21 protein-coding genes are annotated in these 22,565 nt (G+C 66.3%); 14 read left to right on the top strand and 7 right to left on the bottom strand.

Features of this window, described 5'->3' with window-relative positions; all coding sequences use genetic code 11:
* The first annotated feature begins 8 nt into the window (after nucleotides 1-8).
* The 3 genes from MIC98_RS05685 (at nucleotide 9) to tkt (ending at nucleotide 5,300) form a co-directional block, all read left to right on the top strand.
* Nucleotides 9-1,658, top strand: coding sequence for a BatD family protein (locus tag MIC98_RS05685; RefSeq protein ID WP_239738049.1), 1,650 nt, complete (start codon nucleotides 9-11; stop codon nucleotides 1,656-1,658).
* A 159-nt stretch (nucleotides 1,659-1,817) separates the two neighbouring features.
* Entirely contained in the window at nucleotides 1,818-3,098 is a 1,281-nt protein-coding gene (locus MIC98_RS05690) for a dicarboxylate/amino acid:cation symporter (protein WP_239736409.1), read from the top strand.
* A gap of 195 nt (nucleotides 3,099-3,293) precedes the next feature.
* On the top strand, nucleotides 3,294-5,300 hold the full coding sequence (tkt, locus tag MIC98_RS05695; RefSeq protein WP_239736411.1) for a transketolase: 2,007 nt from the start codon (nucleotides 3,294-3,296) through the stop codon (nucleotides 5,298-5,300).
* A gap of 173 nt (nucleotides 5,301-5,473) precedes the next feature.
* Here tkt and MIC98_RS05700 read toward each other — a convergent pair whose 3' ends face one another.
* Nucleotides 5,474-5,893 (bottom strand): Lrp/AsnC family transcriptional regulator, encoded by a 420-nt coding sequence (locus MIC98_RS05700; RefSeq protein WP_057640165.1) that lies wholly within the window; start codon nucleotides 5,891-5,893, stop codon nucleotides 5,474-5,476.
* A 135-nt stretch (nucleotides 5,894-6,028) separates the two neighbouring features.
* Here MIC98_RS05700 and MIC98_RS05705 point away from each other — a divergent pair, with 135 nt between their 5' ends.
* Both MIC98_RS05705 and MIC98_RS05710 read left to right on the top strand, forming a co-directional pair.
* A complete protein-coding gene (locus MIC98_RS05705) occupies nucleotides 6,029-7,084 on the top strand; it encodes an ornithine cyclodeaminase (RefSeq protein WP_239736414.1) in 1,056 nt (351 codons plus the stop codon).
* Nucleotides 7,085-7,116: 32 nt separating this feature from the next.
* A complete protein-coding gene (locus MIC98_RS05710) occupies nucleotides 7,117-8,031 on the top strand; it encodes an arginine deiminase-related protein (protein ID WP_239736416.1) in 915 nt (304 codons plus the stop codon).
* A 53-nt stretch (nucleotides 8,032-8,084) separates the two neighbouring features.
* Here the strand turns inward: MIC98_RS05710 and MIC98_RS05715 are convergent, their stop codons facing one another.
* Nucleotides 8,085-10,037: an acetyl-CoA hydrolase/transferase C-terminal domain-containing protein gene (locus MIC98_RS05715; RefSeq protein WP_239736419.1), complete on the bottom strand. Its 1,953-nt coding sequence runs from the start codon at nucleotides 10,035-10,037 to the stop codon at nucleotides 8,085-8,087.
* 117 nt (nucleotides 10,038-10,154) lie between these two features.
* On the opposite strand from MIC98_RS05715, the gene MIC98_RS05720 reads away from it, so the two are divergent.
* The 3 genes from MIC98_RS05720 to MIC98_RS05730 are packed head-to-tail and all read left to right on the top strand — an operon-like array spanning nucleotide 10,155 to nucleotide 12,362.
* Nucleotides 10,155-10,523, top strand: coding sequence for a BlaI/MecI/CopY family transcriptional regulator (locus MIC98_RS05720; RefSeq protein WP_057639959.1), 369 nt, complete (start codon nucleotides 10,155-10,157; stop codon nucleotides 10,521-10,523).
* Complete coding sequence (locus MIC98_RS05725) at nucleotides 10,513-11,793, top strand: TonB family protein (protein ID WP_239736422.1); 1,281 nt, start codon at nucleotides 10,513-10,515, stop codon at nucleotides 11,791-11,793. Before MIC98_RS05720 ends, MIC98_RS05725 begins: the two co-directional genes overlap by 11 nt.
* 2 nt (nucleotides 11,794-11,795) lie before the next feature.
* Complete coding sequence (locus MIC98_RS05730) at nucleotides 11,796-12,362, top strand: hypothetical protein (RefSeq protein WP_239736424.1); 567 nt, start codon at nucleotides 11,796-11,798, stop codon at nucleotides 12,360-12,362.
* Between the two features lie 165 nt (nucleotides 12,363-12,527).
* Here MIC98_RS05730 and MIC98_RS05735 read toward each other — a convergent pair whose 3' ends face one another.
* Both MIC98_RS05735 and MIC98_RS05740 read right to left on the bottom strand, forming a co-directional pair.
* Entirely contained in the window at nucleotides 12,528-13,349 is an 822-nt protein-coding gene (locus MIC98_RS05735; RefSeq protein WP_239736427.1) for a S1/P1 nuclease, read from the bottom strand.
* A 146-nt stretch (nucleotides 13,350-13,495) separates the two neighbouring features.
* Nucleotides 13,496-14,140, bottom strand: a complete 645-nt coding sequence (locus MIC98_RS05740) for an OmpW family outer membrane protein (RefSeq protein ID WP_239736429.1) — start codon at nucleotides 14,138-14,140, stop codon at nucleotides 13,496-13,498.
* 241 nt (nucleotides 14,141-14,381) lie between these two features.
* On the opposite strand from MIC98_RS05740, the gene gap reads away from it, so the two are divergent.
* From gap to MIC98_RS05770, 6 genes are all read left to right on the top strand, one after another.
* The gene (gap, locus tag MIC98_RS05745; protein WP_057639944.1) at nucleotides 14,382-15,383 is read left to right on the top strand and encodes a type I glyceraldehyde-3-phosphate dehydrogenase; all 1,002 of its coding nucleotides are present in this window, start codon (nucleotides 14,382-14,384) and stop codon (nucleotides 15,381-15,383) included.
* 301 nt (nucleotides 15,384-15,684) lie between these two features.
* Complete coding sequence (locus MIC98_RS05750; RefSeq protein ID WP_239736431.1) at nucleotides 15,685-16,884, top strand: site-specific integrase; 1,200 nt, start codon at nucleotides 15,685-15,687, stop codon at nucleotides 16,882-16,884.
* A complete protein-coding gene (locus tag MIC98_RS05755; RefSeq protein WP_157883313.1) occupies nucleotides 16,881-17,198 on the top strand; it encodes a hypothetical protein in 318 nt (105 codons plus the stop codon). Before MIC98_RS05750 ends, MIC98_RS05755 begins: the two co-directional genes overlap by 4 nt.
* A gap of 105 nt (nucleotides 17,199-17,303) precedes the next feature.
* Nucleotides 17,304-18,460, top strand: a protein-coding gene (locus MIC98_RS05760) for an IS3 family transposase (protein ID WP_239734866.1) whose coding sequence is annotated in 2 segments (ribosomal slippage) — nucleotides 17,304-17,544 and nucleotides 17,544-18,460 — 1,158 coding nt in all. Because the reading frame shifts where the segments join, the coding sequence is not laid out codon by codon here.
* A 14-nt stretch (nucleotides 18,461-18,474) separates the two neighbouring features.
* Entirely contained in the window at nucleotides 18,475-18,804 is a 330-nt protein-coding gene (locus MIC98_RS05765; protein ID WP_239738051.1) for a type II toxin-antitoxin system RelE/ParE family toxin, read from the top strand.
* Entirely contained in the window at nucleotides 18,788-19,090 is a 303-nt protein-coding gene (locus MIC98_RS05770) for a DNA-binding transcriptional regulator (RefSeq protein WP_015476712.1), read from the top strand. Before MIC98_RS05765 ends, MIC98_RS05770 begins: the two co-directional genes overlap by 17 nt.
* 22 nt (nucleotides 19,091-19,112) lie before the next feature.
* Here MIC98_RS05770 and MIC98_RS05775 read toward each other — a convergent pair whose 3' ends face one another.
* Genes MIC98_RS05775 through MIC98_RS05785 form a run of 3 tightly spaced genes read right to left on the bottom strand, consistent with a single transcriptional unit; the run spans nucleotide 19,113 to nucleotide 22,560 of the window.
* Nucleotides 19,113-19,322, bottom strand: coding sequence for a KTSC domain-containing protein (locus MIC98_RS05775; RefSeq protein WP_015476711.1), 210 nt, complete (start codon nucleotides 19,320-19,322; stop codon nucleotides 19,113-19,115).
* A gap of 24 nt (nucleotides 19,323-19,346) precedes the next feature.
* Entirely contained in the window at nucleotides 19,347-21,251 is a 1,905-nt protein-coding gene (locus tag MIC98_RS05780; RefSeq protein ID WP_015476710.1) for an ATP-binding protein, read from the bottom strand.
* Nucleotides 21,232-22,560 carry an SIR2 family protein gene (locus MIC98_RS05785; protein WP_201765468.1) on the bottom strand — a complete coding sequence of 443 codons (1,329 nt, stop codon included), beginning with the start codon at nucleotides 22,558-22,560 and terminating at the stop codon, nucleotides 21,232-21,234. Before MIC98_RS05785 ends, MIC98_RS05780 begins: the two co-directional genes overlap by 20 nt.
* Nucleotides 22,561-22,565 lie beyond the last annotated feature (5 nt).

Below are 22,565 nucleotides of genomic sequence, written 5' to 3' on the forward strand. Positions count from 1 at the left end.
GGCACGACATGCGCACCGGCGCGCGCTACCTGCTGCTGGCATGGCTGCTGCTGTGCGCGGGTACCGCGCTGGCGCAACCGCGCGCGTGGCTGGACCGCGACGCGATCGACGCGGGCGACAGTGTCACCCTGAACATCGAAACCGACCAGCCCGGCGCGGAGCCGGACTACGCGCCGTTGCAGGCCGATTTCATCCTCGGCGAGCGCAGCAGCGGGCGGCAGGTGCGCATGGCCAATGGCCGCGTCGGCAACATCGCCCTGTTCGGCGTCGTCCTCACCCCGCGCCGCGGCGGCGTGCTGGCGGTGCCGGCATTGCGCGTGGGTGCGCAGGTCACCGCCCCGTTGCGGTTGACGGTGCAGGACGCGCCGGTGGCCGGGCGCGACGGCAATGCGCCGGCCTTCGTCGAAACCGAGGTGGACGACCCCCATCCCTACGTGCAGCAGAGCGTGGGCGTGGTGGTGCGGTTGTACTACGCCGCGCAGCTGGCTTCCGGCGAGCTGGACCTGGATACGCCGGCCAACGCGTCGTTGCAGCGCGTTGGCAACGACCGCAGCTTCGTGCGCGAGGTCGGCGGGCGCCGCTACAACGTGGTCGAGCGCCGTTTCCTGCTGGTGCCCGAGCGCAGCGGGCCGCTGCAGCTGGCCGGTGCCCGCTTCAGTGGCCGTGGCGTGGGCGGCCTGTTCGGCGATTTCTTCGGCCGTGACAACGGCCGGCTCAGCGCCCGCGCGCCGGACCAGGTCCTGCAGGTCCGGCCGCTGCCGGCCGCGGCGCCGCAACCGTGGCTGCCCTTGAAGGAGCTGCAGCTGCGTTACCTGACCCAGCCGCAGGCGACGCGGGCCGGCGAGGCGCTGACGCTGGAGGTGGAAGCGCGCGCGGTGGGCGCCACGCGCGCGCAGTTCCCGGACCTGCCGGTGCCGTCGCTGGGCGATGCGGCGCAGGTGTTCGCCGAGCCGGTGCAGTACGACGAACGTTTCGACGGCGCCAGCCCGCAGCTGACGCTGACCCGGCGCTACGCCATCGTGCCGCGCCAGCCGGGGGCGCTGGCCGTGCCTGGCATCCGCCTGCGCTGGTGGGACGTGACCGCCGGGCAGGAGCGCGTGGCCAGCCTGCCGGCGCTGGAGCTGCAGGTGGCACCGGGCAGTGCAGTCGCCGCGCCGCCGCTGGCGCACCCCCCGGTTGCGACGCCGGTGGCCGGTGGCGATGCCGTGGCGGTGGCCGTGCCGGCGCGGCCGTCGTGGCTGTGGCCGGGCCTGGCCGCCGGCTTCGCCCTGCTGTGGCTGGCCACGCTGCTGTGGGGTCTGTCGCGGCGGCGCCCGGCCGCGGTGCCGGCCGGCAGGGGAACCGCACCGGTACCCGGGGGGCGCCATGCACTGGCCGACCTGCGCCGCGTGCTGGACGTCGGCGCGCTGGACGAGGTCGCCCACATCCTTGTCGGGATGGGCGGGGTCGGCAGCGTGGACGAGGTAATCGCCCGCCTCGATGACCCGGCCCAGCGGCAGGCGCTGGAGCGCATGCAGCGCGCCCGCTGGGGCGGCGGGGACGACCTGGCGCAGGTGCGCGAACGGTTGCGCGAAGCGTTCCGCGGCGGGCCGCGCTGGCGCGGCGCCGCCGCGCCGGAAGCACCGGTGCTGGCGCCCCTGTATCCGGGGGACCGGTAACCGGGCCGCGGCCTGCGGCTGCCCGCCCGCCGCCTGGCCGGGGCGGCAACCGTCTGCGGCGCGGGCCGATGGCGGCCCGGAGGGCATGAACCGATGGCAGGGTGGGGCCGGAAACCCCTCTGCTAAGCTTCGCCGCTTCTCTGCAAAGGAAGTACCCGCATGACCAACGCAGCGACGACCTCGGCTGGCATGCCGTTCCACTGGAAGATCGGCATCGGCTTCGGCATCGGCCTGCTGTTCGGCCTGATCGTGCACATGGCCAGCCCCGGCGCGGACTGGGTGCACCTTGTCACCACCTACCTGACCAACCCGGTTTCGGGGCTGTTCCTCAACCTGATCTTCATGCTGATCGTGCCGCTGATCTTCTCGGCGCTGGTGATGGGCGTGTCGGAGATGGGCGACATCCGCTCGCTGGGCCGCATCGGCTGGAAGTCGCTGGCCTTCACCGTGGTGCTGTCGGGCGTGGCGGTGCTGATCGGCCTGCTGCTGGTCAACCTGCTCAAGCCCGGCGCCGGCGTGGACCCGGGCACCGCCGCGCAGCTGCTGGCCGACAACGCCGAGCGCAGCAAGGAGATCGTGGCCGGCATCGGCGACCAGCCCAGGGGCATGGACATGCTGCTGTCGATCGTGCCGTCCAACGTCATGCACGCGGCCTCGGACAACGGCATGATCCTGTCGCTGATGTTCTTCGCGCTGATGTTCGGCGTCGGCATGGTGCTGTCGCCGGCGGACAAGGTGGAAACCCTGCGCCGTGGCATCGAGGGCCTGTTCGAGATCTCGATGACCCTGATCAACCTGGTCATCCGCCTGGCGCCGTACGCGGTGGCCTGCTTCATGTTCAACCTGGCGGCGATCTTCGGCTTCAGCCTGCTGGTCAAGCTCGGCGCCTACGTCGGCGTGGTGGTGCTGGCGCTGGCGCTGCACATGTTCGTCAGCTACGGGCTGGCGGTGAGGCTGGCCGGGCGCTCGCCGCGGGGCTTCTTCCGCGACACCCAGGAAGCCACGCTGATGGCGTTCTCCACCGCCTCGTCCAACGCCACCCTGCCCACCGCGCTGCGGGTGGCCGACCAGATGGGTTTCCCGCGCAAGGTCTCGCGCTTCGTGCTGACCGTGGGCGCCACCGCCAACCAGAACGGCACCGCGTTGTTCGAGGGGGTGACGGTGAGCTTCCTGGCGCAGTTCTTCGGCGTGGACCTGAGCATCGGCCAGCAGTTCATGGTGATGGTGGTGTGCATCCTCGGCGGCATCGGCACCGCCGGCGTGCCGTCCGGCTCGCTGCCGGTGGTGGCGCTGATCTGCGCCATGGTCGGGGTCAACCCGGTCGGCATCGGCCTGATCCTCGGCGTCAACCACTTCCTGGACATGTGCCGCACCGCACTCAACGTCACCGGCGACCTGGCCCTGACCGCGCTGGTCGCGCGCGGCGAAGGCGAGGAGTAACCGGCGGCGGACTCGCACGGTCGTGGATGCGGGGCTTGCCCCGCATGGGGCTCTCCCGACGAAGCCCGTGCCGGGCATGCCCGGCACCTACGGAAACCTGCGGTGCCGGGCGGGTCATGGCCTGACCCGCCCGCGTCCCATGTGGGACAATGGGCGGCCCGCAGCTCCGCGGGAGCCTCCCTACCCGACGAAATCATGACGCAGCCCACCCGCCGCCAGTTGGCGAACGCCATCCGTTTCCTCGCCGCCGATGCCGTGCAGGCCGCCAACTCCGGCCACCCCGGCATGCCGATGGGCATGGCCGACATCGCCGAAGTGCTCTGGAACGACTACCTCCGCCACAACCCGAACAACCCGAAGTGGTTCAACCGCGACCGCTTCGTGCTGTCCAACGGCCACGGCTCGATGCTGCAGTATGCGCTGCTGCACCTGAGCGGCTACGACCTGCCGATCGAGCAGCTCAAGCAGTTCCGCCAGCTCGGCAGCAAGACCGCCGGCCACCCGGAGCACCATGAGACTCCCGGCGTGGAAACCACCACCGGCCCGCTCGGCCAGGGCCTGGCCAACGCCGTCGGTTTCGCGCTGGCCGAGAAGCTGCTGGCGCAGCGCTACAACCGCCCCGAGTTCGAAGTCGTCGACCACCGCACCTGGGTGTTCATGGGCGACGGCTGCCTGATGGAAGGCATCTCGCACGAAGCCGCCTCGCTGGCCGGCACCTGGGGCCTGGGCAAGCTGGTGTGCTTCTGGGACGACAACAACATCTCCATCGACGGCGAAGTGGAAGGCTGGTTCACCGACGACACCCCGGCGCGCTTCGAGGCCTATGGCTGGAACGTGGTGCGCGGCGTCGACGGCCACGACCCGGCCAGCATCAAGGCGGCCATCGACGCGGCGCTGTCGCAGTTCGACAAGCCGACCCTGATCTGCTGCAAGACCACGATTGGTTTTGGCTCGCCGAACAAGGCCGGGCAGGAATCCAGCCACGGCGCGCCGCTGGGCAAGGACGAGCTGGAAGCCACCCGCAAGGCGCTGGGCTGGGAATACGGCCCGTTCGAGATTCCGGAAGAGATCTACGCCGGCTGGCGCGCCGGCGGCACCGGCACCCTGCGCCAGGCCGAGTGGGAGCAGCTGTTCGACAAGTACGCCGCGCAGTTCCCGGCCGAAGCCGCCGAGCTGACCCGCCGCTCGCACGGCGAGCTGCCGGCCGGCTTCGTCGCCCGGGCCGACGCCTACATCGCCCAGGTGCAGGCCGAGGCGCCGAACATCGCCTCGCGCAAGGCCTCGCAGAACGCGATCGGCGCCTTCGCGCCGCTGCTGCCGGAAATCATCGGCGGCTCGGCCGACCTGGCCGGTTCCAACCTGACCCTGTGGAAGGCGAGCAAGACCGTGGTCGGCGACGACCCGGACGCCAACTACGTGCACTACGGCGTGCGCGAGTTCGGCATGAGCGCGATCGCCAACGGCCTGGCCCTGCATGGCGGCTTCCTGCCGTTCGACGCCACCTTCCTGGTGTTCAGCGACTATGCCCGCAACGCGTTGCGCATGAGCGCGCTGATCCCGGCGCATGTCATCCACGTGTTCACCCACGACTCGATCGGCCTGGGCGAAGACGGCCCGACCCACCAGCCGGTCGAGCACGTGTCCTCGCTGCGCTACATCCCCAACAACGACGTGTGGCGCCCCTGCGATGCGGCCGAGTCGGCGGTGAGCTGGAAGGCGGCGATCCTGCGCAAGGATGGCCCGAGCTGCCTGGTGTTCAGCCGCCAGAGCCTGGCGCCGCAGCCGCGCAGCGCCGAGCAGGTCAAGCAGATCGAGCGTGGCGGCTACGTGCTGGCCGATTCGGCCGGTACGCCGGACGTGATCCTGATCGGCACCGGCTCGGAAGTGGCGCTGGCCGTGGCCGCCAAGGCCGAGCTGGACGCGGCCGGGATCAAGGCCCGCGTGGTGTCGATGCCGTGCACCGATGTGTTCGAGCGCCAGGACGCGGTCTACCGCGAATCGGTGCTGCCGAACGCAGTCCGTGCCCGCGTGGCGGTGGAGGCCGGCGTCACCGGCTTCTGGCGTGCCTACGTCGGCCTGGACGGTGCCGTGATCGGCCTGGACAGCTTCGGCGCCTCGGCTCCGGCCGACAAGCTGTACCCGCACTTCGGCATCACCACCGAGGCGGTGGTGGCCGCGGCGAAGGCGCAGGTCGGCAGGTAACGGCCGCGGGTTTCGAGCGAACGAGAAAGGCCGGGGTTGTCCCCGGCCTTTTTCATTTGCTTCACGGTCCACCGGGGACGTCCTGTAGATGCGGGGCTTGCCCCGCATGGGGCGTTCCCGGCAAAGCTTCATGCGGGGCAAGCCCCGCATCCACGAAGGGACTCCCGCGGCCGTCAGCCGCGCAGCGTCTTCAGGTGCACGCTGGTCTCGGTGGCGGTGATGCCGGGAATGCCGCGGATGCGTTCGAGCACGTTCGACAGCTCCGCCAGCGAGGCCACCTGCAGGCCGGCGAGCAGGTCCCAGCGGCCGTTGGTGTCGTGCAGCTCGGCCACGCCCGGCTCGCCGAGCAGGGCGCGGATCACCGCATGCTGGTTGCCCTCCACCGCGATGCAGGCCCAGGCGCGGATGTCGTCCGGGGTGCTGTCCGGGCGCAGGCGTACGGTATAGCCGGAAATGATGCCCTCGCGTTCGAGCCGGGCCAGGCGGTTGCCGACCGTGCCGCGCGATACCTGCAACTGCTTGGCCAGCTCGGCCAGCGGGGTGCGTGCGTCATGGCGCAGCTTGGCGATCAGGCGATGGTCGAGGTCGTCCATTGGCAAAGTGGCAGGAATAGGTGGCGTTATGGCAGCAGGATGGCGATTCGCCGGCAATAGTGCCATATCGCCTTGCCGTTGCCGTCGGCAGAATGGGGCATCGGGGCGGTTGCCGCCCATTGCCAGGAGCCTTCCATGACCGCCACCACCCTGCTGACCACCACCGACATCGCCCGCATCGTCGCCGTCCACGGCTTGCCGGCGGTGCTGTCGCGGATGGTGGACTACCTCGAAGCCGACTACCGCCGCTGGCAGGCCTTCGAAAAGACCCCGCGTCTGGCCTCGCACTCGCCGGTGGGCGTGATCGAGCTGATGCCGATCTGCGACGACCGCGAATACAGCTTCAAATACGTCAACGGCCACCCCGGCAATCCGGCCAAGGGCCTGTCCACCGTGGTTGCCTTCGGCGTGCTGGCCGACGTGGCCACCGGCTACCCGGCGGTGGTCAGCGAACTGACCCTGACCACCGCGATCCGCACCGCGGCCACCTCGGTGATGGCCGCGCGCCTGCTGGCGCGGGCCGAATCCAAAGTGATGGCGCTGGTCGGCAACGGCGCGCAGAGCGAGTTCCAGGCCAACGCCTTCCACCACCTGCTGGGCATCGAGGAGGTGCGCTTGTTCGACGTCGATCCGGCCGCCACCGAAAAGCTGGCCGCCAACCTGGCGCTGTCGGCGCCGGCGCTGCGCGTGGTGCGTTGCGCCGGCGCGGCCGAGGCGGCCGCGGGTGCGGACATCGTCACCACCGCCACCGCCGACAAGACCAACGCCACCATCATCAGCGCCGACATGATCGCCCCGGGCATGCACCTCAATGCCGTGGGCGGCGACTGCCCGGGCAAGACCGAGCTGGAGGCCGCGGTGCTGGAGCGGGCCAGCGTGTTCGTCGAGTTCGAGCCGCAGAGCCGGATCGAGGGCGAACTGCAGCAGATGCCGTCCGGGTTCCAGGTGTGCGAACTGTGGCGGGTGCTGGCCGGCGAAGCGGCCGGCCGCCGCGACGCCGCCGAGGTGACGCTGTTCGATTCGGTCGGCTTCGCGCTGGAGGACTACGCCTCGCTGCGACTGATGCGCGACTACGCCCGCGAGCTGGGCATGGGCCGCGATGCCGGCCTGATCCCGGACATGGCCGACCCCAAGAACCTGTTCGGCTACATGACCGCCACCGCGGCGGCGCCCGGCAGCAAGGCCGCGTGATGCAACCCGGTGACCGGGAGGAGGGCGCCGGAATGATCACCCGCGATGCCGCCGCGTTCCTCGACGCCGCACGCCGGTGCGCGCCGGACTTCGGCCCGGCCACGGCCAAGGCGGCGTTCCTGGTCGCGCCCGACGGTTTCGCCCATGCCGCCGAATCGGCCGGGGACAACCGCTACATGGCCGCGCCGGACGGCTTCGACCGCACCCGCGCGCTGCACCAGCACCGCCAGTTGCAGGCGGCGTTGTCGGCGGACGTGCCGGTGGTGTGCTTCCCCGGCCACCCCGGCATGCCCGATGGCGTGTTCCCCAACAACGTGTTCGCCACCGCGCCGCAACGGCTGGTGGTGGGCCGCATGCGCCACCCGGTGCGCCGGCGCGAGGCCACGCGCGGGGACATCCGCGGGTTCTTCGCCAAGGTGCTGGGCTATGGCGAAATCGACCTGTCCACACAGGAGCATCCGTGTGAACTGACCGGTGCGCTGGTCATCGACCGGGCGCGCGGACTGGGCTTCTGCGGTCTGTCCGAACGCTGCGACGAGGCCGGTGCGGCCTTGATGCACCGCGCGCTGGGATTGCGCGCCACCTGGTTGTTCGACCTGGCTGCCGGCGAGTACCACACCAACGTGCTGTTGGCGTTGCTGGTCGGGCGCGCGGCGCTGTCCTGCGCGGACGGGTTCGCCGAACCGGCGCGGGTGGAGGCGGTGCTGGAAGCGCTGTACGGCCCGCACCTGATCCGGCTTTCGGCGGCCGAACAGGCCGCCTTCGCCGGCAATGCCATCGCCTTGTCGGCGCAGCGGGTGTGGATGAGCCGGCAGGCGCGCGATGCGCTTTCCGACGCAAGCCTGCAGGCGCTGGCGGCGGCGGGTTTCGTGGCCGAAGGCGTGGAACTGGATGCCATCGAGGCGGCCGGCGGGTCGCTGCGCTGTTGCGTGGCCGAGATTTTCTGACACCGCAGGCGGGCGCAAACCCCGCCCCGTCGGCCTGTCCCGGCGGCAACGCCTCAAGGCTTCGCGGTGCGTGCCAGCGCCAGTCGCAGCAGTCTTGCATTCAAGCGCCCACCAAACGTCCCCGGTTGCTCCAGCCCCATGCGCAGCAGGTGGTCGGCATCGCCATCGCTTGCGGGGTGGCGCAGCGCGGCGACCACCGTGCGCAGTTTCCCGCCGCGGGTGCGGGTATTTCGTTGCAGCCAGGTCAGGGCGCGCAGCAGGTCCTGCTCGATGGCGGTGAAATCGCTGCCCAGCGGATAGTCGGGCAGGCTGCCGTCGCGGCGGAACGGCGCCAGCCGGGCGGCGAGGTCGTCGGCGCGATTGCGCTGCCAGTGCACGGGAGGCTGGAAATCGCGCGCCAGCTTGCCCGTGGCGCGTGCCTGTTGCAGCAGGGGCCGCTGGAACGCGGCATCGGCGATGCCGGTCATGGCGATCACGCAGTCCTCGTCGGTCCGCCCGCGCAGGTCGGCGATGCCGTATTCGTCGATGTAGATGTCGCGCAGGTGGCGCGGGATGGTGGTGTGGCCATAGTTCCAGCGCACGTTGGACTGCGTGGCGGCGCCGTCCTCGCGCAGTGCGCGGAACATCAGCACGCCGCGCGCGTCCGCCAGCGCGTGCGCCATCGCCACGAAGTTGTACTGGCCGCCGACGCCGGATACCACGCGGCCGTCGTCCAGCGCATCGGACACCGCCGCGCCGAGCGCGGTGGCCATCATGCAGGAGTTGAAGAAGCGCGCCTGTCGGCGTTGCAGCCGCCGCAGCGTTTCGTCGCCGTGGAGCTTGTTGATCTCGCTGATGCGGCGCATGCCGATGGCGCGGCATTCGTCCCCGGGCAGGTGCCGCAGCCAGTCGTAGAACTCCGGTGAGCCGAGGTAGAACGCGCCGTGCAGGTATTCGCCCTCGGCGTCGAGCCTTGCATGGTCCTCGCCGCTGGCGCCGCCGTCGGCCAGGCGCTGCATCAGCGCCGGATCGTGGTGCACCTTGCGGCGGATGACGCCGCTCTGGACCAGCATGCGGAAGCCTTCGTTGAGCATCTCGCAGCAGCCATACAGCCCGGTCGCGAACGGCTCCAGCCCGCCGATGTCGCGCACCAGCGGGCTGTCCGCCAGCCGCGGGTCGAGTGCGTCGATGATCCGGCGGTAGCGGGCGTTGTCGGTGTGCCGCAGCACCAGCGCATGGCTGAGCGCGTCGGCCAGCGTGCCGATGCCGATCTGCAGGGTGCCGCCGTCGCGCACCAGCGTGCTGGCGTACAGGCCGATGGCGTAGTCGGCGTCGGCCACCGGCTGCCGCGGCAGCCCGAACAGCCGGGGATGCGGCCCCGGCGGCGTCACCACGGCATCGAAGAACGTTTCATCCACCGTCGCCGTGCCGCCCAGCCAGGGCAGTTCGGGATCGACCTCGGCGACCAGCAGCGGGCGCGGCAGGCCACGCGCGGCGATCGCGTCGAGCGTGTCCTGGGTGATGTCGTTGTTGCACGACAACGACAGCCGCGTGCTGCCCTCGCGGCGGGCCACCTTCTGCACGATGGCCTGCGGTGCGCGCTGTGCCACCGCGTCGGCGGCGTGGGTGTAGTTGAGGCTGGTGTAGCAGCGTTGCGCCTGCGATGAGCCGAGCAGGGCGCCGGACTGCATGTAGAACTCCTCCACCTGCACGTGCGCGGGCAATGCGTCGCGCGCCATCGCATCGGCATAGGCCAGGCGCGGGAAGTCCGCGCCGAAGTGGCGCGTGATGAACGGCCGCATGAAGCACGCCTGCAGGCCGTCGCCGGTGGCAAGCGGTGGGTTGAGCGACAGCGCGGTGTAGAGCTGCAACGGTCGGGTGGCGTCATGTTCGAGCCGCGCGTACAGCGCATTGAGCAACCGGTGTGGCTTGCCCAGCGCCAGCGGCGCGGCGATGCGCAGCGGGCCGTCGATGCGTTGCAGCAGCCAGTCGACGGCGGCGTCGGTATCGGTCAGGTGGTGGGGCATGGCGCAGTGATGTGCACGGGAGCGGGCATTGCAGCATGGCGGCCATGAAGCCGGGATCAGGTGCTTGACAGACGTTCCGTTTACCCGTGTAATCAATAAAAATTACGGACGTAAACGATGATCCAGATCAGTGCTGCCGAAGCCGTGGTGATGGAGGTGTTGTGGCGCAACCATCCGCTTGCGGCCGATGAAGTGGTCGCCGCGCTGGCCGGGCGCGACTGGGCCGAGCCGACCATCAAGACCCTGCTCAACCGCCTGCTCAACAAGGGCGCGATCAGCGCGGAGAAGGATGGGCGGCGCTACCTGTACTCGCCGCAGGTCGCACGCGAGGACTGGGTGCTGGAGGAAAGCAGCAGCCTGCTCGAACGCCTGTTCGACGGCCGCGTCGCGCCGCTGGTGGCGCACTTCAGCCAGCACCGGAAATTGAGCCGCGACGACGTGGCCGAACTGCGCAGGCTGCTGGAGGAGCTCGACGATGAACGCTGACGTCCTGCGCCTGCTGCTGGAAACCACGCTGGCCAGCAGCGCGGCGATGGCGCTGGTGCTGGCGCTGCGCGTACCGGTGCGGCGCTGGCTGGGCGCCAGTGCCGCCTACCTGCTGTGGTTGGCGGTGCCGGTGGCGCTGGTGGCGGTGCTGTTGCCGGCGCCCCGCGTCGAGGCAGTGGCGATGGCGGCGGTCGGCAACCTGATGCAGGCCGACGTGTTGGCCTTGCAACCGGGTGCGCGGATGCTGCCGTGGCCGCTGCTGCTGGGGGCGTTCTGGCTGCTTGGCGCAGCGTCGGTCGCCCTCTGGCTGCTGCGCCAGCAGCGTCGTTTCGTGCGCGGGCTCGGCCGGTTGCAGCGCCGCGGCGACGGCCTGTGGCAGGCGCGGAGCACCGCGGGCTTGCCGGCGGTGGTCGGCCTGTGGCGGCCGCGGATCGTGCTGCCGGCCGGCTTCGAACAGCGCTACAGCGACCGCGAGCGGCAACTGGTGCTGCTGCACGAACGGGTGCACCTGCGCCGCGGCGACATCGCCATCAATGCGCTGCTGGCGCTGCTGCAGTGCCTGTACTGGTTCAACCCGCTGCTGCCGCTGGCGTTGCGCCGCTGCCGCGAGGACCAGGAGCTTTCCTGCGACGAGCGCGTGATCGCCCGGGGCGATGGCGCACGCCGCAGTTATGCCAACGCCATGCTCAAGACCGGGCTGGCGGAATCTCCCCTGCCGGTGGGTTGCCACTGGCAGGACCACCACCCGTTGAAGGAGCGTATTGCCATGTTGAAGCGTCCGGTTCCAGGGAAAAAGCAGTGGTTGGCGATGGTGTTGTTGTCGGCAGGCCTGTCGTCGATGGTGGGCTATGCGGCCTGGGCGGCGCAGCCGGCCAAGCCGATGGAAGCCGTGGCGCAGGATGCAGGGAGTGCGGTGCCCGACAAAGGGAGGATTTCGGTCGAGCCCGAATTCGCCGGAACCCCGGCGCAGATTCCTGTGGTCGACCGCATGCCGCCGCCGTCCTATCCGCGCGAGGCCTACCAGAACGGCATCACCGGCAAGGTGGTGCTGGTCGTGGAGGTCGCTGCCGATGGCACGCCCACCGACGTACGGGTGGAAAGCGCGCAGCCGCAGGGCGTGTTCGATGCCGCATCGGTGGCCGCCGCGAAGCAGTGGAAATTCACCCCGGCAATGAAGGACGGCAAGCCGGTGGCCGGCAAGGTGCGGGTACCGATCTGGTACGACCTCGACGAGGATGCCGACCACGCCGATGCAAATGGCGGAAGCTGAGCATGCGTTTGTCGATGGTGCTGCCGGCGCTGTTGCTGGCGGGCTGCGCGACGTCGCCGATGGTGGAGGAAGCCGAACCTGTTTCCTCCATCGGCCAGCGCCTGCTGGCGCCGGAATCCGCCGGCGGGCAGGCGGGGCAGGTGCAGCCCTATGAATTGTCGGGGAGGGAGGTGTTCCGCATGCCCGAGCCGCTGCATGCGCCGTTGCCGGAATTGCCGGCCACCGCGTCGCGGCAAACACTGCCACCGGTGACGGTATGCCTGAACGTCGTCGTCGATGCGCGGGGGCAGGTGCAGCGCGGTTTCCCCTTATTGGCGCACAGCCAGTGCGGCGCGGGCAACGAGGCGCGCAACGGGGCGCTGTTGCAGGCCGCGGCCGATGCCGTGCGCGGCTGGCGCTTCCGCCCGGCGGCGATCTGCCGTTTCGCCCCGGGCACCGTGCCGGTGACGGCAGGGGATTGCACCGGCGCCGCGCAGGTGGAGGAAGTGCCGGTGACGCTGCCCTATGCGTTCACCTTCGAGGTGGTGCAGGGGCAGGCGCAGGTGCGGGTGGGCAGGCCGCCGCGTTGATGGAGCATGCGGTCGCGGGCGCCCGGTAAGGACTTCAGCGGGAAAGCTTCATGCCAGGCGAGCCCCGCATCCACGAGGAATCTGCGCTTGTCGCGCCGGGCAGGTGTGGGGCTTGCCCCACACGGGGCTTTCCCGGCAAGGCCACATGCGGGGCAAGCCCCGCATCTACGGGCCCAGCAGCTCGTTCAACAGCGCCGCCAACTGTTCGCCGGCCAGCCGCAACTGCGCTTCGGCAACCGGGCGCCAGCTGTTCGCATAGGCATCCCCCACGGTGTGCCCGGCGGGGTAGACGCCCGGCCGCATGGCGATGCGGCAGCTCTGTTCGGCCCAGCGTGCCGGGTCGCGCTGCAGGTCCGGCACGGCGATGCCGGCCGGGGCGGGCAGGACCTGCAGGCGTTGCAGGTAGTGGTCGTCGTCCAGTTTCTGCGTGTTGAGCATGCCGCTGTCCCACAGCGAGTGCAGGTTGGTGCCGCGGCCGTCGAACTGCAGCTGGTAGGTGTTGCCGCCCTTGTCGTGGCCGTAGCCGGCGTGCATCGGCTGGTGCATGTCGCCCACCAGGTGCACGACGAACTTGAGCGCCTGCAGGCGCTCGGCGTCGGACAGGCTGCGGTCGGCAAGGCGGGCGCTCTGCGCCTTCAACGCCTCGATCACGCAGTTGCCGTCGCGGCAATGCTTGGGCGGGTCGTAGATGCAGTCGTCCTCGGCCATGTTGACGTAGTGCCAACCGGCCGAGCGCTTGCCCAGGTCGGGGTCTTCGGCGCGCAGCTGGTCGGCCCACGGCGCGATGTCGGCCAATGTCGCACCGGGCTCGGTGGCCAGCAGGCGGTCGATTTCGGCCCGCGCACGCGGTTCCAGCCGGGTTTCGGCGATGCGCGCGACGAGGCGGTGGCCCTGCGCACCCCAGGCCGAGGCCGGGGCGGGGAGCAGGGCGGTTGCGGCCAGGACCAGACCGGAGAAAAAGACGGGAAGGCGGGTGGCGGTATTCATCGCCGCATTCTAGCGGCGGCATCATCGCAGCCATGTGCCGAAAGAGGCGGGCCTGCATGCACCCCCGTCGCGCTTGGCTCGCGGCGGATCGCATGCAGGCCCGGGGGGAAGCCACCCTCCCGCGATGGCGGGAGGGTGCCGGTGGATCAGAACTTGAAGACGTAGGCCACGCCGTACACCAGCGGGTCGATGCTGGCGGTGCCGAGCGCGTTGCCGTCCACCTTCACCCGGGTGTCGATGTCGGCCCAGCGCAGGTCCACGCGCAGCGCGCCCTTCTCGCTGACGGCGAAGTCCAGGCCGGCATGGGCGGCCAGGCCCCACGAATCTTCCAGCTTGAGCCGGGTGCCTTCCAGCGCGCCCTTGGCGTCGGTGCTGAAGAACTTGGTGTAGTTCACGCCGAGGCCGACGAACGGGGTGACCTTGCTGCCGTTGGCGAAGTGGTACTGCAGCGACACCACCGGCGGCAACTGCTTGGTCTGGCCGACCTTGCCGACGCCGTCGATGCTCACGTCGTGCTTGAACGGCAACGCCGCCAGCACCTCGATGCCGAGGTTGTCGGCGACGAAATACTCGGCGGTGACGGTCGGCTTGACGTCGCTGTCGACCTTGGTCGGCAACGCGCCCAGGCCCAGCGCCGAGCCGTCGAGGTCGCCCGCGTCGGACTTCGGGTCGACGGCGTGGACGCCGACGCCCAGCGTCCAGTCGCCCTTGGACTGGGCCATGACGGGAGCGGCGGCCAGGGTCATGGCGGCGGCGAGGCCGGAGAGCAGCAGGGCGGGGGTCTTGCGCATTGCGTGTTTCCATTGCGTGGTGGGGTGGAGCCAGTCTCCGCACGGCATCGCGCGCTCGCCTTGATCCGGATCAAACAGGCGTTTGCACTCAGAACGGGTTCATGATTTCGCGTGTGCCGCACGCGGCTTTCGTCATGTGCGCCGCGGCCAGCCGGGCAGGCCAGCCGGGCAAGCCCGGCTGCTACAATGGGAGTCCCCTTCCACCCCGCCGCAGCATCTGCGGCCGCAGGAGTTCTCGAACATGGCAATCAAGGTCGGCATCAACGGTTTCGGTCGCATCGGGCGCAACGTGCTGCGCTCGGCGGTGTTGAACTTCGGCAGCGACATCGAAGTCGTCGCCATCAACGATCTGTTGGAGCCGGACTACCTGGCCTACATGCTCAAGTACGACTCCGTGCACGGCCGCTTCAAGGCCGACGTGGCTGTCGAGGGCGGCCACCTGCTGGTCAACGGCAGGAAGATCCGCCTGACCCAGGAGCGCGACCCGGCCAACCTGAAGTGGGACGAGGCGGGCGTGGACGTGGTGATCGAATCCACCGGCCTGTTCCTGACCAAGGAAACCGCGCAGAAGCACCTCGATGCCGGCGCGAAGAAGGTGATCCTGTCGGCCCCGTCCAAGGACGACACGCCGATGTTCGTGTACGGCGTCAACCACGCCACCTACGCCGGCCAGGCCATCGTCTCCAATGCTTCGTGCACCACCAACTGCCTGGCGCCGCTGGCCAAGGTGATCAACGACAAGTGGGGCATCAAGCGCGGCCTGATGACCACCGTGCACGCCGCCACCGCCACCCAGAAGACCGTCGATGGCCCGTCCAACAAGGACTGGCGCGGCGGCCGCGGCATCCTCGAGAACATCATCCCGTCCAGCACCGGCGCGGCCAAGGCCGTCGGCGTGGTGATCCCGGAGCTCAACAAGAAGCTCACCGGCATGAGCTTCCGCGTGCCGACCTCGGACGTGTCGGTGGTCGACCTGACCTGCGAGCTGGAAAAGCCGGCCACCTACGCCGAGATCTGCGCCGAGGTGAAGGCGCAGAGCGAGGGCGCGCTGAAGGGCGTGCTGGCCTACACCGAGGACAAGGTGGTGGCCACCGATTTCCGCGGCGAGACCCACACCTCGGTGTTCGACGCCGACGCCGGCATCGCGCTGGATTCCACCTTCGTCAAGCTGGTCAGCTGGTACGACAACGAGTGGGGCTACTCCAACAAGTGCCTGGAAATGGTGCGCGTGGTCGCGGCCTGATCCGCAGCACGGTTGGATGACGAAGAAGGGTGCCAGTGGCACCCTTTTTTGTTGCCGCCGTCCGTGGCGGCAACCCTTCGGGCCATCGACAAGCGATGTCAAAAACCGCTCCCGGCGGTTTTTTGTTTGACGATGACTCCAGCCCGGTACTTCGCTGGACTGCGTCGCAGCTCGATACAGCAGGTTTATCAAGAACTTACGCGCGTCCATCATATGCCGGTGCTTTCTGAAACTTGACCCGGTTTTCCCTCGCGCCGCTCCTATCTGGCTCTTGGAATCCGGGTCGTTCCAAGGAGTCATCATGGCAAAGATCAAGCTCACCAAGACCGCCGTAGAGTCAGCGCAACCCCAGGCCAAGGACATCGAACTACGGGATACCGTGGTGCCGGGCTTCCTGTGCAAGATTACCCCGAAGGGCCGCCGGGTGTTCATGCTCCAGTACCGCACGAACTCCGGGCAACCCCGCAAGCCCTCGCTGGGCCTGTTCGGGGAACTGACCGTGGAGCAGGCCCGCGTCATGGCGCAGGACTGGCTGGCCGAGGTTCGCCGGGGCGGCGACCCCGGTGGCGCCAAGGCCGAGGCGCGCAAGGCGCCCACGGTCGAAGCGTTGTGCAAGAAGTTCATGGAGGACTACTCCAAGAAGCGCAACAAGCCGAGCACGCAGCGCGGCTATCAGGCGGTCATCGACCGCTGCATCGTCCCGCTGATCGGCCGCAAGAAGGTGCAGGACGTGAAGCGGCCCGACATTGCCGGGCTGATGGAGAAGCTGGCCTACAAGCCGGCCGAAGCGAACAACGCCTTCGGCGTGCTGCGCAAGATGTTCAACCTGGCCGAAGTGTGGGGCTACCGCCCGGATGGCACGAACCCGTGCCGACACGTCCCGATGTACCCGCCCGGCGAGGAAACCCGGCTCATCGTGGACGACGAGCTGGCGCTCATCTTCCGCCAGTTGGCGAAGCTGGAGGCGGAAGGACTGGAGAACTACGTCATCCCGCTGGCGATCCGCCTGCAATTCGAGTTCGCCGGACGCCGCTCCGAAATCTGCATGCTCGAATGGGGTTGGGTCGATCTGGAGAACCGGCGTGTGGCCTGGCCCGACAGCAAGACCGGCGGCCTTTCAAAGCCCATGAGCGCGGAAGCCTATCGGCTGTTTTCGACGACTCCGCGCCGGGAGGGCTGCCCCTACGTCCTGCCGTCGCCCAACGACCCGACCAAGCACCTAACCTTTGGCGAGCACTACGGCGGTTGGTGCCGGGTGCTCAAGGCCGCCGGCGTCCCGCACGTCGGCACGCACGGCATCCGCCATCGCTCGACCACCGACATTGCCAATTCGGGCGTGCCGACCAAGGTAGGCATGAAGCTCACCGGCCACAAGACCGTGGCGATGTTCATGCACTATGTCCACACCGAGGACAAGCCGGTGCGCGATGCGGCCGAGCTGGTGGCCAGCAGGCGGCAGGCCATCACGGGCGCGCGGCGCCCTGCGGAGGCCACGGCATGAGCAAGAGGACGCTTTCGGTGGCGTCCCCCGCTGCCTTGCCGACCGACTATCCCTGTTCTGCAATTTCCGAGACAGTGTCTGGGAAATTCGGCCTCGCCGAGCTGGCCAAGGTCTTCACGCTGCCGTGGTCGGCCTATGCGCTGCTGATTTCGGCCAAGGGTGCCCGCGTGACCGGTGGCCGGCATCCCGTCCTGTCGGCTCCGATTGTCGTGCCGGCGTCACGACAATCGGGCGGGTCATCCCTTCTATCTAGGTGCTACACCGGAGACTGGAAAAGTATGCCCGTTTCGGGTATAGTTTGGACGTCGAAATGACGGACATCCTGAAGCGCAAGGACTTTGCACGCTGGCAGTCGGGCGGGTTCACCCCCGTTTTCACGGACACTTACGAGAAGGCCGATCGAGGCCTGAGGAGTGTTCATGTCGAAGCGAAGGAAGTTCAGCGCCGAGTTCAAGCGCGGTGCTATTGAGCAGGCCAGCCAGCCGGGTGTGAGCTGTGCCCAAGTGGCTCGGGAGTTGGGGATCCGCGACACCCTGTTGACCCGCTGGAAGCGGGAAGCCCAGAGCCAGGGGGTGGTGGCTTTCGGCGGCAGCGGGACGCCCCGGGACGAAGAGCTGGCCCGCCTCAAGCGCGAGCTGGCCCGGGTGAGGAAGGAACGGGATTTTTTGCGAGAAGCGGCGACGTTCTTTGCCAAGGGATCATCCTGAGGTATCAGGTGATCGAACGTTGCCGCGACGCGTTTCCGGTTCGACTGATGTGCCGCTGCCTGAAGGTGTCGGCCAGCGGTTACTACGACTGGAGCCAGCGACTGCCCAGCGCCCGACAGCGCGACAACCAGCGCCTGGCCGCGCGAATCCGCGAGATGCACGAGGACAGCCGTGGCACTCTCGGCGCCGGTCGCATGCACGAAGACCTGGTCGATCAGGGCGAGTCGGCCAGCTTGAACCGCGTGGCGCGACTGATGGCGGCCGAGGGTTTGCAGGGCTGGCCGCGCCCGAAGCGGCGCGGTCAGCGCGGACGGCCGGCGCTCACGCCTCCGGGCGTGCGCAACCTGCTGGAGCGGGACTTCACCGCACTGGAGCCGGAGACCAAATGGGTCACCGACATCACTGAGATCAAAACAGGACAAGGCAAGCTGTATCTATGCATCGTGCTGGATTTGTTCGACCAGCGCGTGGTGGGTTGGTCGATGCACCACAGGCAGGACCGGCACATGGTGATCCGGGCGGTGCAGATGGCGGTATGGCAGCGGCAAGGCGCGGAGCCGGTGATCCTGCATTCCGATCGCGGCAGTCAATTCCGAAGCGGCGACTACCAGCGGTATCTGTCGAGAAACGGCCTGGTCTGTTCGATGAGCGCGGTGGGACACTGCGGCGACAACGCGGCCTGCGAAGGGTTTTTCGGCGTGCTCAAGCGCGAGCGGATCTACCGCACGAAGTACCTGACACTCGATGCAGCGAAGACTGATGTGTTCGAATACGTCGAGCGGTTCCATAACCCGAGGATGCGGCGAAGAGTCGCCAGGCGCGATCGGGAGTTCCAAGCTCTTTCACAACCGTCCGTGATTTCGGGGTAGAACCCGGCGAGAAGCTGCCCGATGCCGCGTTGTGCAAGGCGGTTCAAGAGATGGAAAGCGGTCTGATCGACGCGGACTTGGGCGGCTCCCTCTACAAGAAGCGGGTGGCCCGCGCCGGCGGAGGCAAGAGCGGCGGCTACCGCACGCTGGTATCGGCCAGGATCGGCAGCCGCTACGTGTTCCTGCATGGTTTCCCGAAGAACGACAAGGCGAACATCACGCAGGACGAAAAGAAGGCGCTGCAATTCGCCGGCAAGGTGTTCTTGGAACTGTCTGCTGAAGCCTTGTCGAAGGCGTTGCAGTTGGGTGTTTTAGTGGAGGTGCATTGTGAGCAAGATCATTGAATCGCTGCGTGGCGACCTGGCGGCGCTCGTTGAGGCGGGAGCCATCGGCAAGGTGACGATGCGCGAGTTCGACGCGATTTGCCCGCCGCCGGTGCGCGAGTTCGGCGCGGCGGATATCAAGCGCTTGCGCGAAACCTTAAAGTTCAGCCAGCCGGTGTTCGCGCTCCACTTGCATACGTCGGCCTCGACCGTACGCAAGTGGGAGCAAGGCGAAACTCACCCCACCGGCCCTGCGCTCAAGCTGCTCAACGTTATCGCTGATAAGGGCTTGCAGGCCATCATCTGATGCCTACTGACCGCGGTCACTATCAGTGCTTCGAAAAGGGATACCGATTCTTAATGTTGGCATTGAAGTACGTCCCTTTGGAGTCCGCGTTCATAAGCCCAGTATGCTCGCCCTCAGGAACCCCTGAGTATTCGTAAACAGCGCCATTATTGAACTCTATCTCCAGTGTCTGGCTATCGGCATCATAGCCAATGGAGTTGATGTTGCTTGAAGTAACGGAGGTGCGTTCCATAGTGTCGTCTCCTTCGGTTGAAAATCAGGTTTCTGAATCCGTTGCCTGTGTTTTTCCAGCATTAGGATCTTGCTTGCGCCACGCCTCGACTAGAGGCTTGTAATTTTCATCTTTGACAGGTTCTGTCCATCCGCCAGACCTTATACGCTTACCGCCTTCCCCCTTGGGCACAACGACCATCGGATCGTCACTTTCCGGGCGTCGGCCCTCAGGCGGACGGTCAATGATTGCCCGTATTGGCATATTGACGGCTTCACCCACGACCAATGCTTCACCAGTTCGGAGAACCGGAAGCATTGAAAACAGCCCTTTGAGATTGTCCGATGCGCAGGAGGTTACTTGGGATCGATCAGAGTCGTTGGTTAAACGTAAGGCCACAACCGTACCGCATTGAGAAAGAATTGTGGTGTCCACTTCGGATGGTCGTTGACTGACTAGCATCAAGCCAACGCCGTACTTCCGGCCCTCTTTGGCGATGCGCCGTGCTGCAATCGCAGCTCTATTCTTTGACTGAGGGCCAAGGTATACATGTGCCTCTTCAAGGACGACAAGAAGGGGCCGCTCTCTACCGCCTTCTTGCTTGTTTCTACCCCAAAAAATTGCGTCATACAGAATACGCAACACGGCCCCTACCAAGTCATCCACAACAGCGGTAGGAATACCTGATAAATCGAAAACAGAGATCGGCTTATCTGCGCCTATCCATGCCTCAAGCAACGCGTCTAGATCAGCGCCCGTTGTTCCGTCCTTGTCGGGTGCCCACTGGCCAGGACGAAACAGAAACTGCATGCGAGGATCTCGAAGTTTGCTTTCCAAACTATCGAGGTGTCCGCGCGGCAAATCACCGTAGATCCCCGCATACACCTTGTCAGGATCATTCTTTTCGTCTTTGAGCGGACGAAATCTCGGACGAACAAGCTGGTCGCCATCGCCAACTGCTTTGACTGGGGGCGCACCTTCCTCAATGTACGTGCGCGTAGCGTCAGTCTGGTTTTGGTTCTTACTTACGCTGTGAGTTGCGCAATGTAGCGAATACAAATCATGCCAGAGTTGGTAAACGGAGAATGGCAGCGGCGTGTCGATCGTGATCGTGAGGTCTGGAAGGCCATGTGCGACACCTGCCGCCTTTGACGCGCGCTTGCTTGATAGCAGCTTTTCTTGCAGCAAGGTCAAAGGTGTCCCTGAGACTGCACCCATCGTTATGGAAATGAATTCCTCGGCCGTCAGCGCCCAAAATGGGACATGCAGCTCGCGCTCGCCTATGGCCGTATCCGCTCCGACTCTGAATACCCTAGCTTGATCGCCAAAGGCCTTTGCGTACTCCCCGTGGAGGTCAAACAGTACAACGCGTGCAGACTTGAAGCGTGCTTGGTCAGAAACTGCTCCCAACAGATTTGCAACGGCATTCGACTTTCCGGAGCCGGTGCTCCCAACGACAGCAGAGTGGCGAGTAACAAGCCGATTCATATCCAGGTACGCACGGATCGACTCGGCGCTGGCAACGCGTCCTACGGCGACGTAGCCATCATCGTCCCCTGGTGCATACACCGTCTTCAAATCCGACTCAGTGACTACGTGAACCGAGTCTCCGATCGAGGGGTACTGGGCTATCCCTCGCTCGAACTTTGTTCCCCGTCGTCCTTGACCAACAAGTTCAACTCTGAGCCACCGATTACCGAGCTGAGGAGCAAGCTCGGGCGGCCCGGGTGCAGCTCCGGCGCCGACCTGAGATATCACTCCATACAGATCGACATATCCTGATGGAATACGAACGAACCCTCCAACTTGTCCAACACGGTATGCCTCCCCATTAACAAAAAGAAGGCCACCGGGCGTGCTCTCTGAGAGCTTCACGCTCACACTCGAACCATTGACATCTTCAACGGTTCCGAGCCGTGATGGGTCTGGGTTACCCGGCTGGTTGTGCATCGTGAGTGCCCCCACCGCAAAGCTGTTCAAGAAAAAGGCTAAAGTAGTGGAAATCGCCTAAACGACTGCGCGGTTGCTGCTCTTTGGAGCCATCCCCAACCTCGGTCTCTTCTTCAGTGAGCCAAGGAGTGTGCTCATTGCCACCAATGGTTCCGGGTCGATATCGGCCTACTCGTGTTCCTACGACCGCTCCGTCCCAAGCAAGAACGGTGAGATTGCTTTGCTTTACTGCATAGTCCACAGCTCTAGAGTGCTGTCCAAGTCCTGAATACATCAGCGCAAAGCACTGGGCATTGCGATTCCCCCTCAACCCATCAAGCAAGACTTCATTCAAGTGATCGTCAAGAAAAGAATATCCACACACCACTAATCTAGGAGCATCCTTCCCATGGAAGAAGGCTCTTAGTCGATCAAGCATCGCGAGGTACGGCATGCGACGGCTTTGGTCATACTTGAGATGAGATGGAAAGATCATGACCTTGCCCGCCTCTGCCTCACGGGTCACACGAACGACACGGGTTACCTTCGCCCCATTTACGATCTCTTCGCTTTTCTCCCAATTGATTGATCCGTGAAGCTTCCACAACCTCGTCCATCTTGAGGGGATAACGTCGTGCTCTATCGATGCCAAATCAAACCAAGGCTTGTGGGAACCAACAAATCCGTCGAAGTGTGGGAGCGGGTGCTGCTCAAATGCCTGCTCGAAGAGAACATCGTAGTTTGGAGTAAATATTTCAGCAGGTGAGCTTCGATATACCCCACCTATCCAAGACGCAAAACGGTTGTACGCGTTGCGATACAGAGGCAATGGTTTCCGTATTTCCGTTGCGATTAACGCGCAAACCTTCTCGTCAAGGTCGCTCAAGTCCTTTTTCGTCATCCCCAGAATTTCCGCACTTCCTCGGCGATTCGCCAAAGTACGCAATTCCGTCAGCACGTCTTCTACGGTAGGGTCTTTGCCATCTGCTGGCTTGCATTCTTCACACAATGCGTCCCAGTGCTTTTTGAACTTTGACGTAGCTTCAGGTGCTTCATCTGCCGACAACAGTCCAGCAGCAATACGTTTTGTCAATTCCACAACCGCTGGAATCAGCACGATGCTATTTTTTCCTTCAGCATCGTAGACGCCAAGAGGGCAGCCAGCCCCAAGGAAGCAACCTATGCGCTGCTTGTCGTCTTGAAGTACCAGCCGAAGATTTCGTGCCTGCTGCGCTGCATCGTGTATGGCGGGTAAAGGCGGTGTTTTTGCAGGCACGACGTCAGCAGGTGATGGGACTGGCGCATCATTCGTATTTGAATTTTGAGTCACGGCTT

This window comes from Stenotrophomonas sp. NLF4-10 (genome assembly GCF_022359915.1).
Taxonomy (GTDB): Bacteria; Pseudomonadota; Gammaproteobacteria; order Xanthomonadales; family Xanthomonadaceae; genus Stenotrophomonas; species Stenotrophomonas daejeonensis.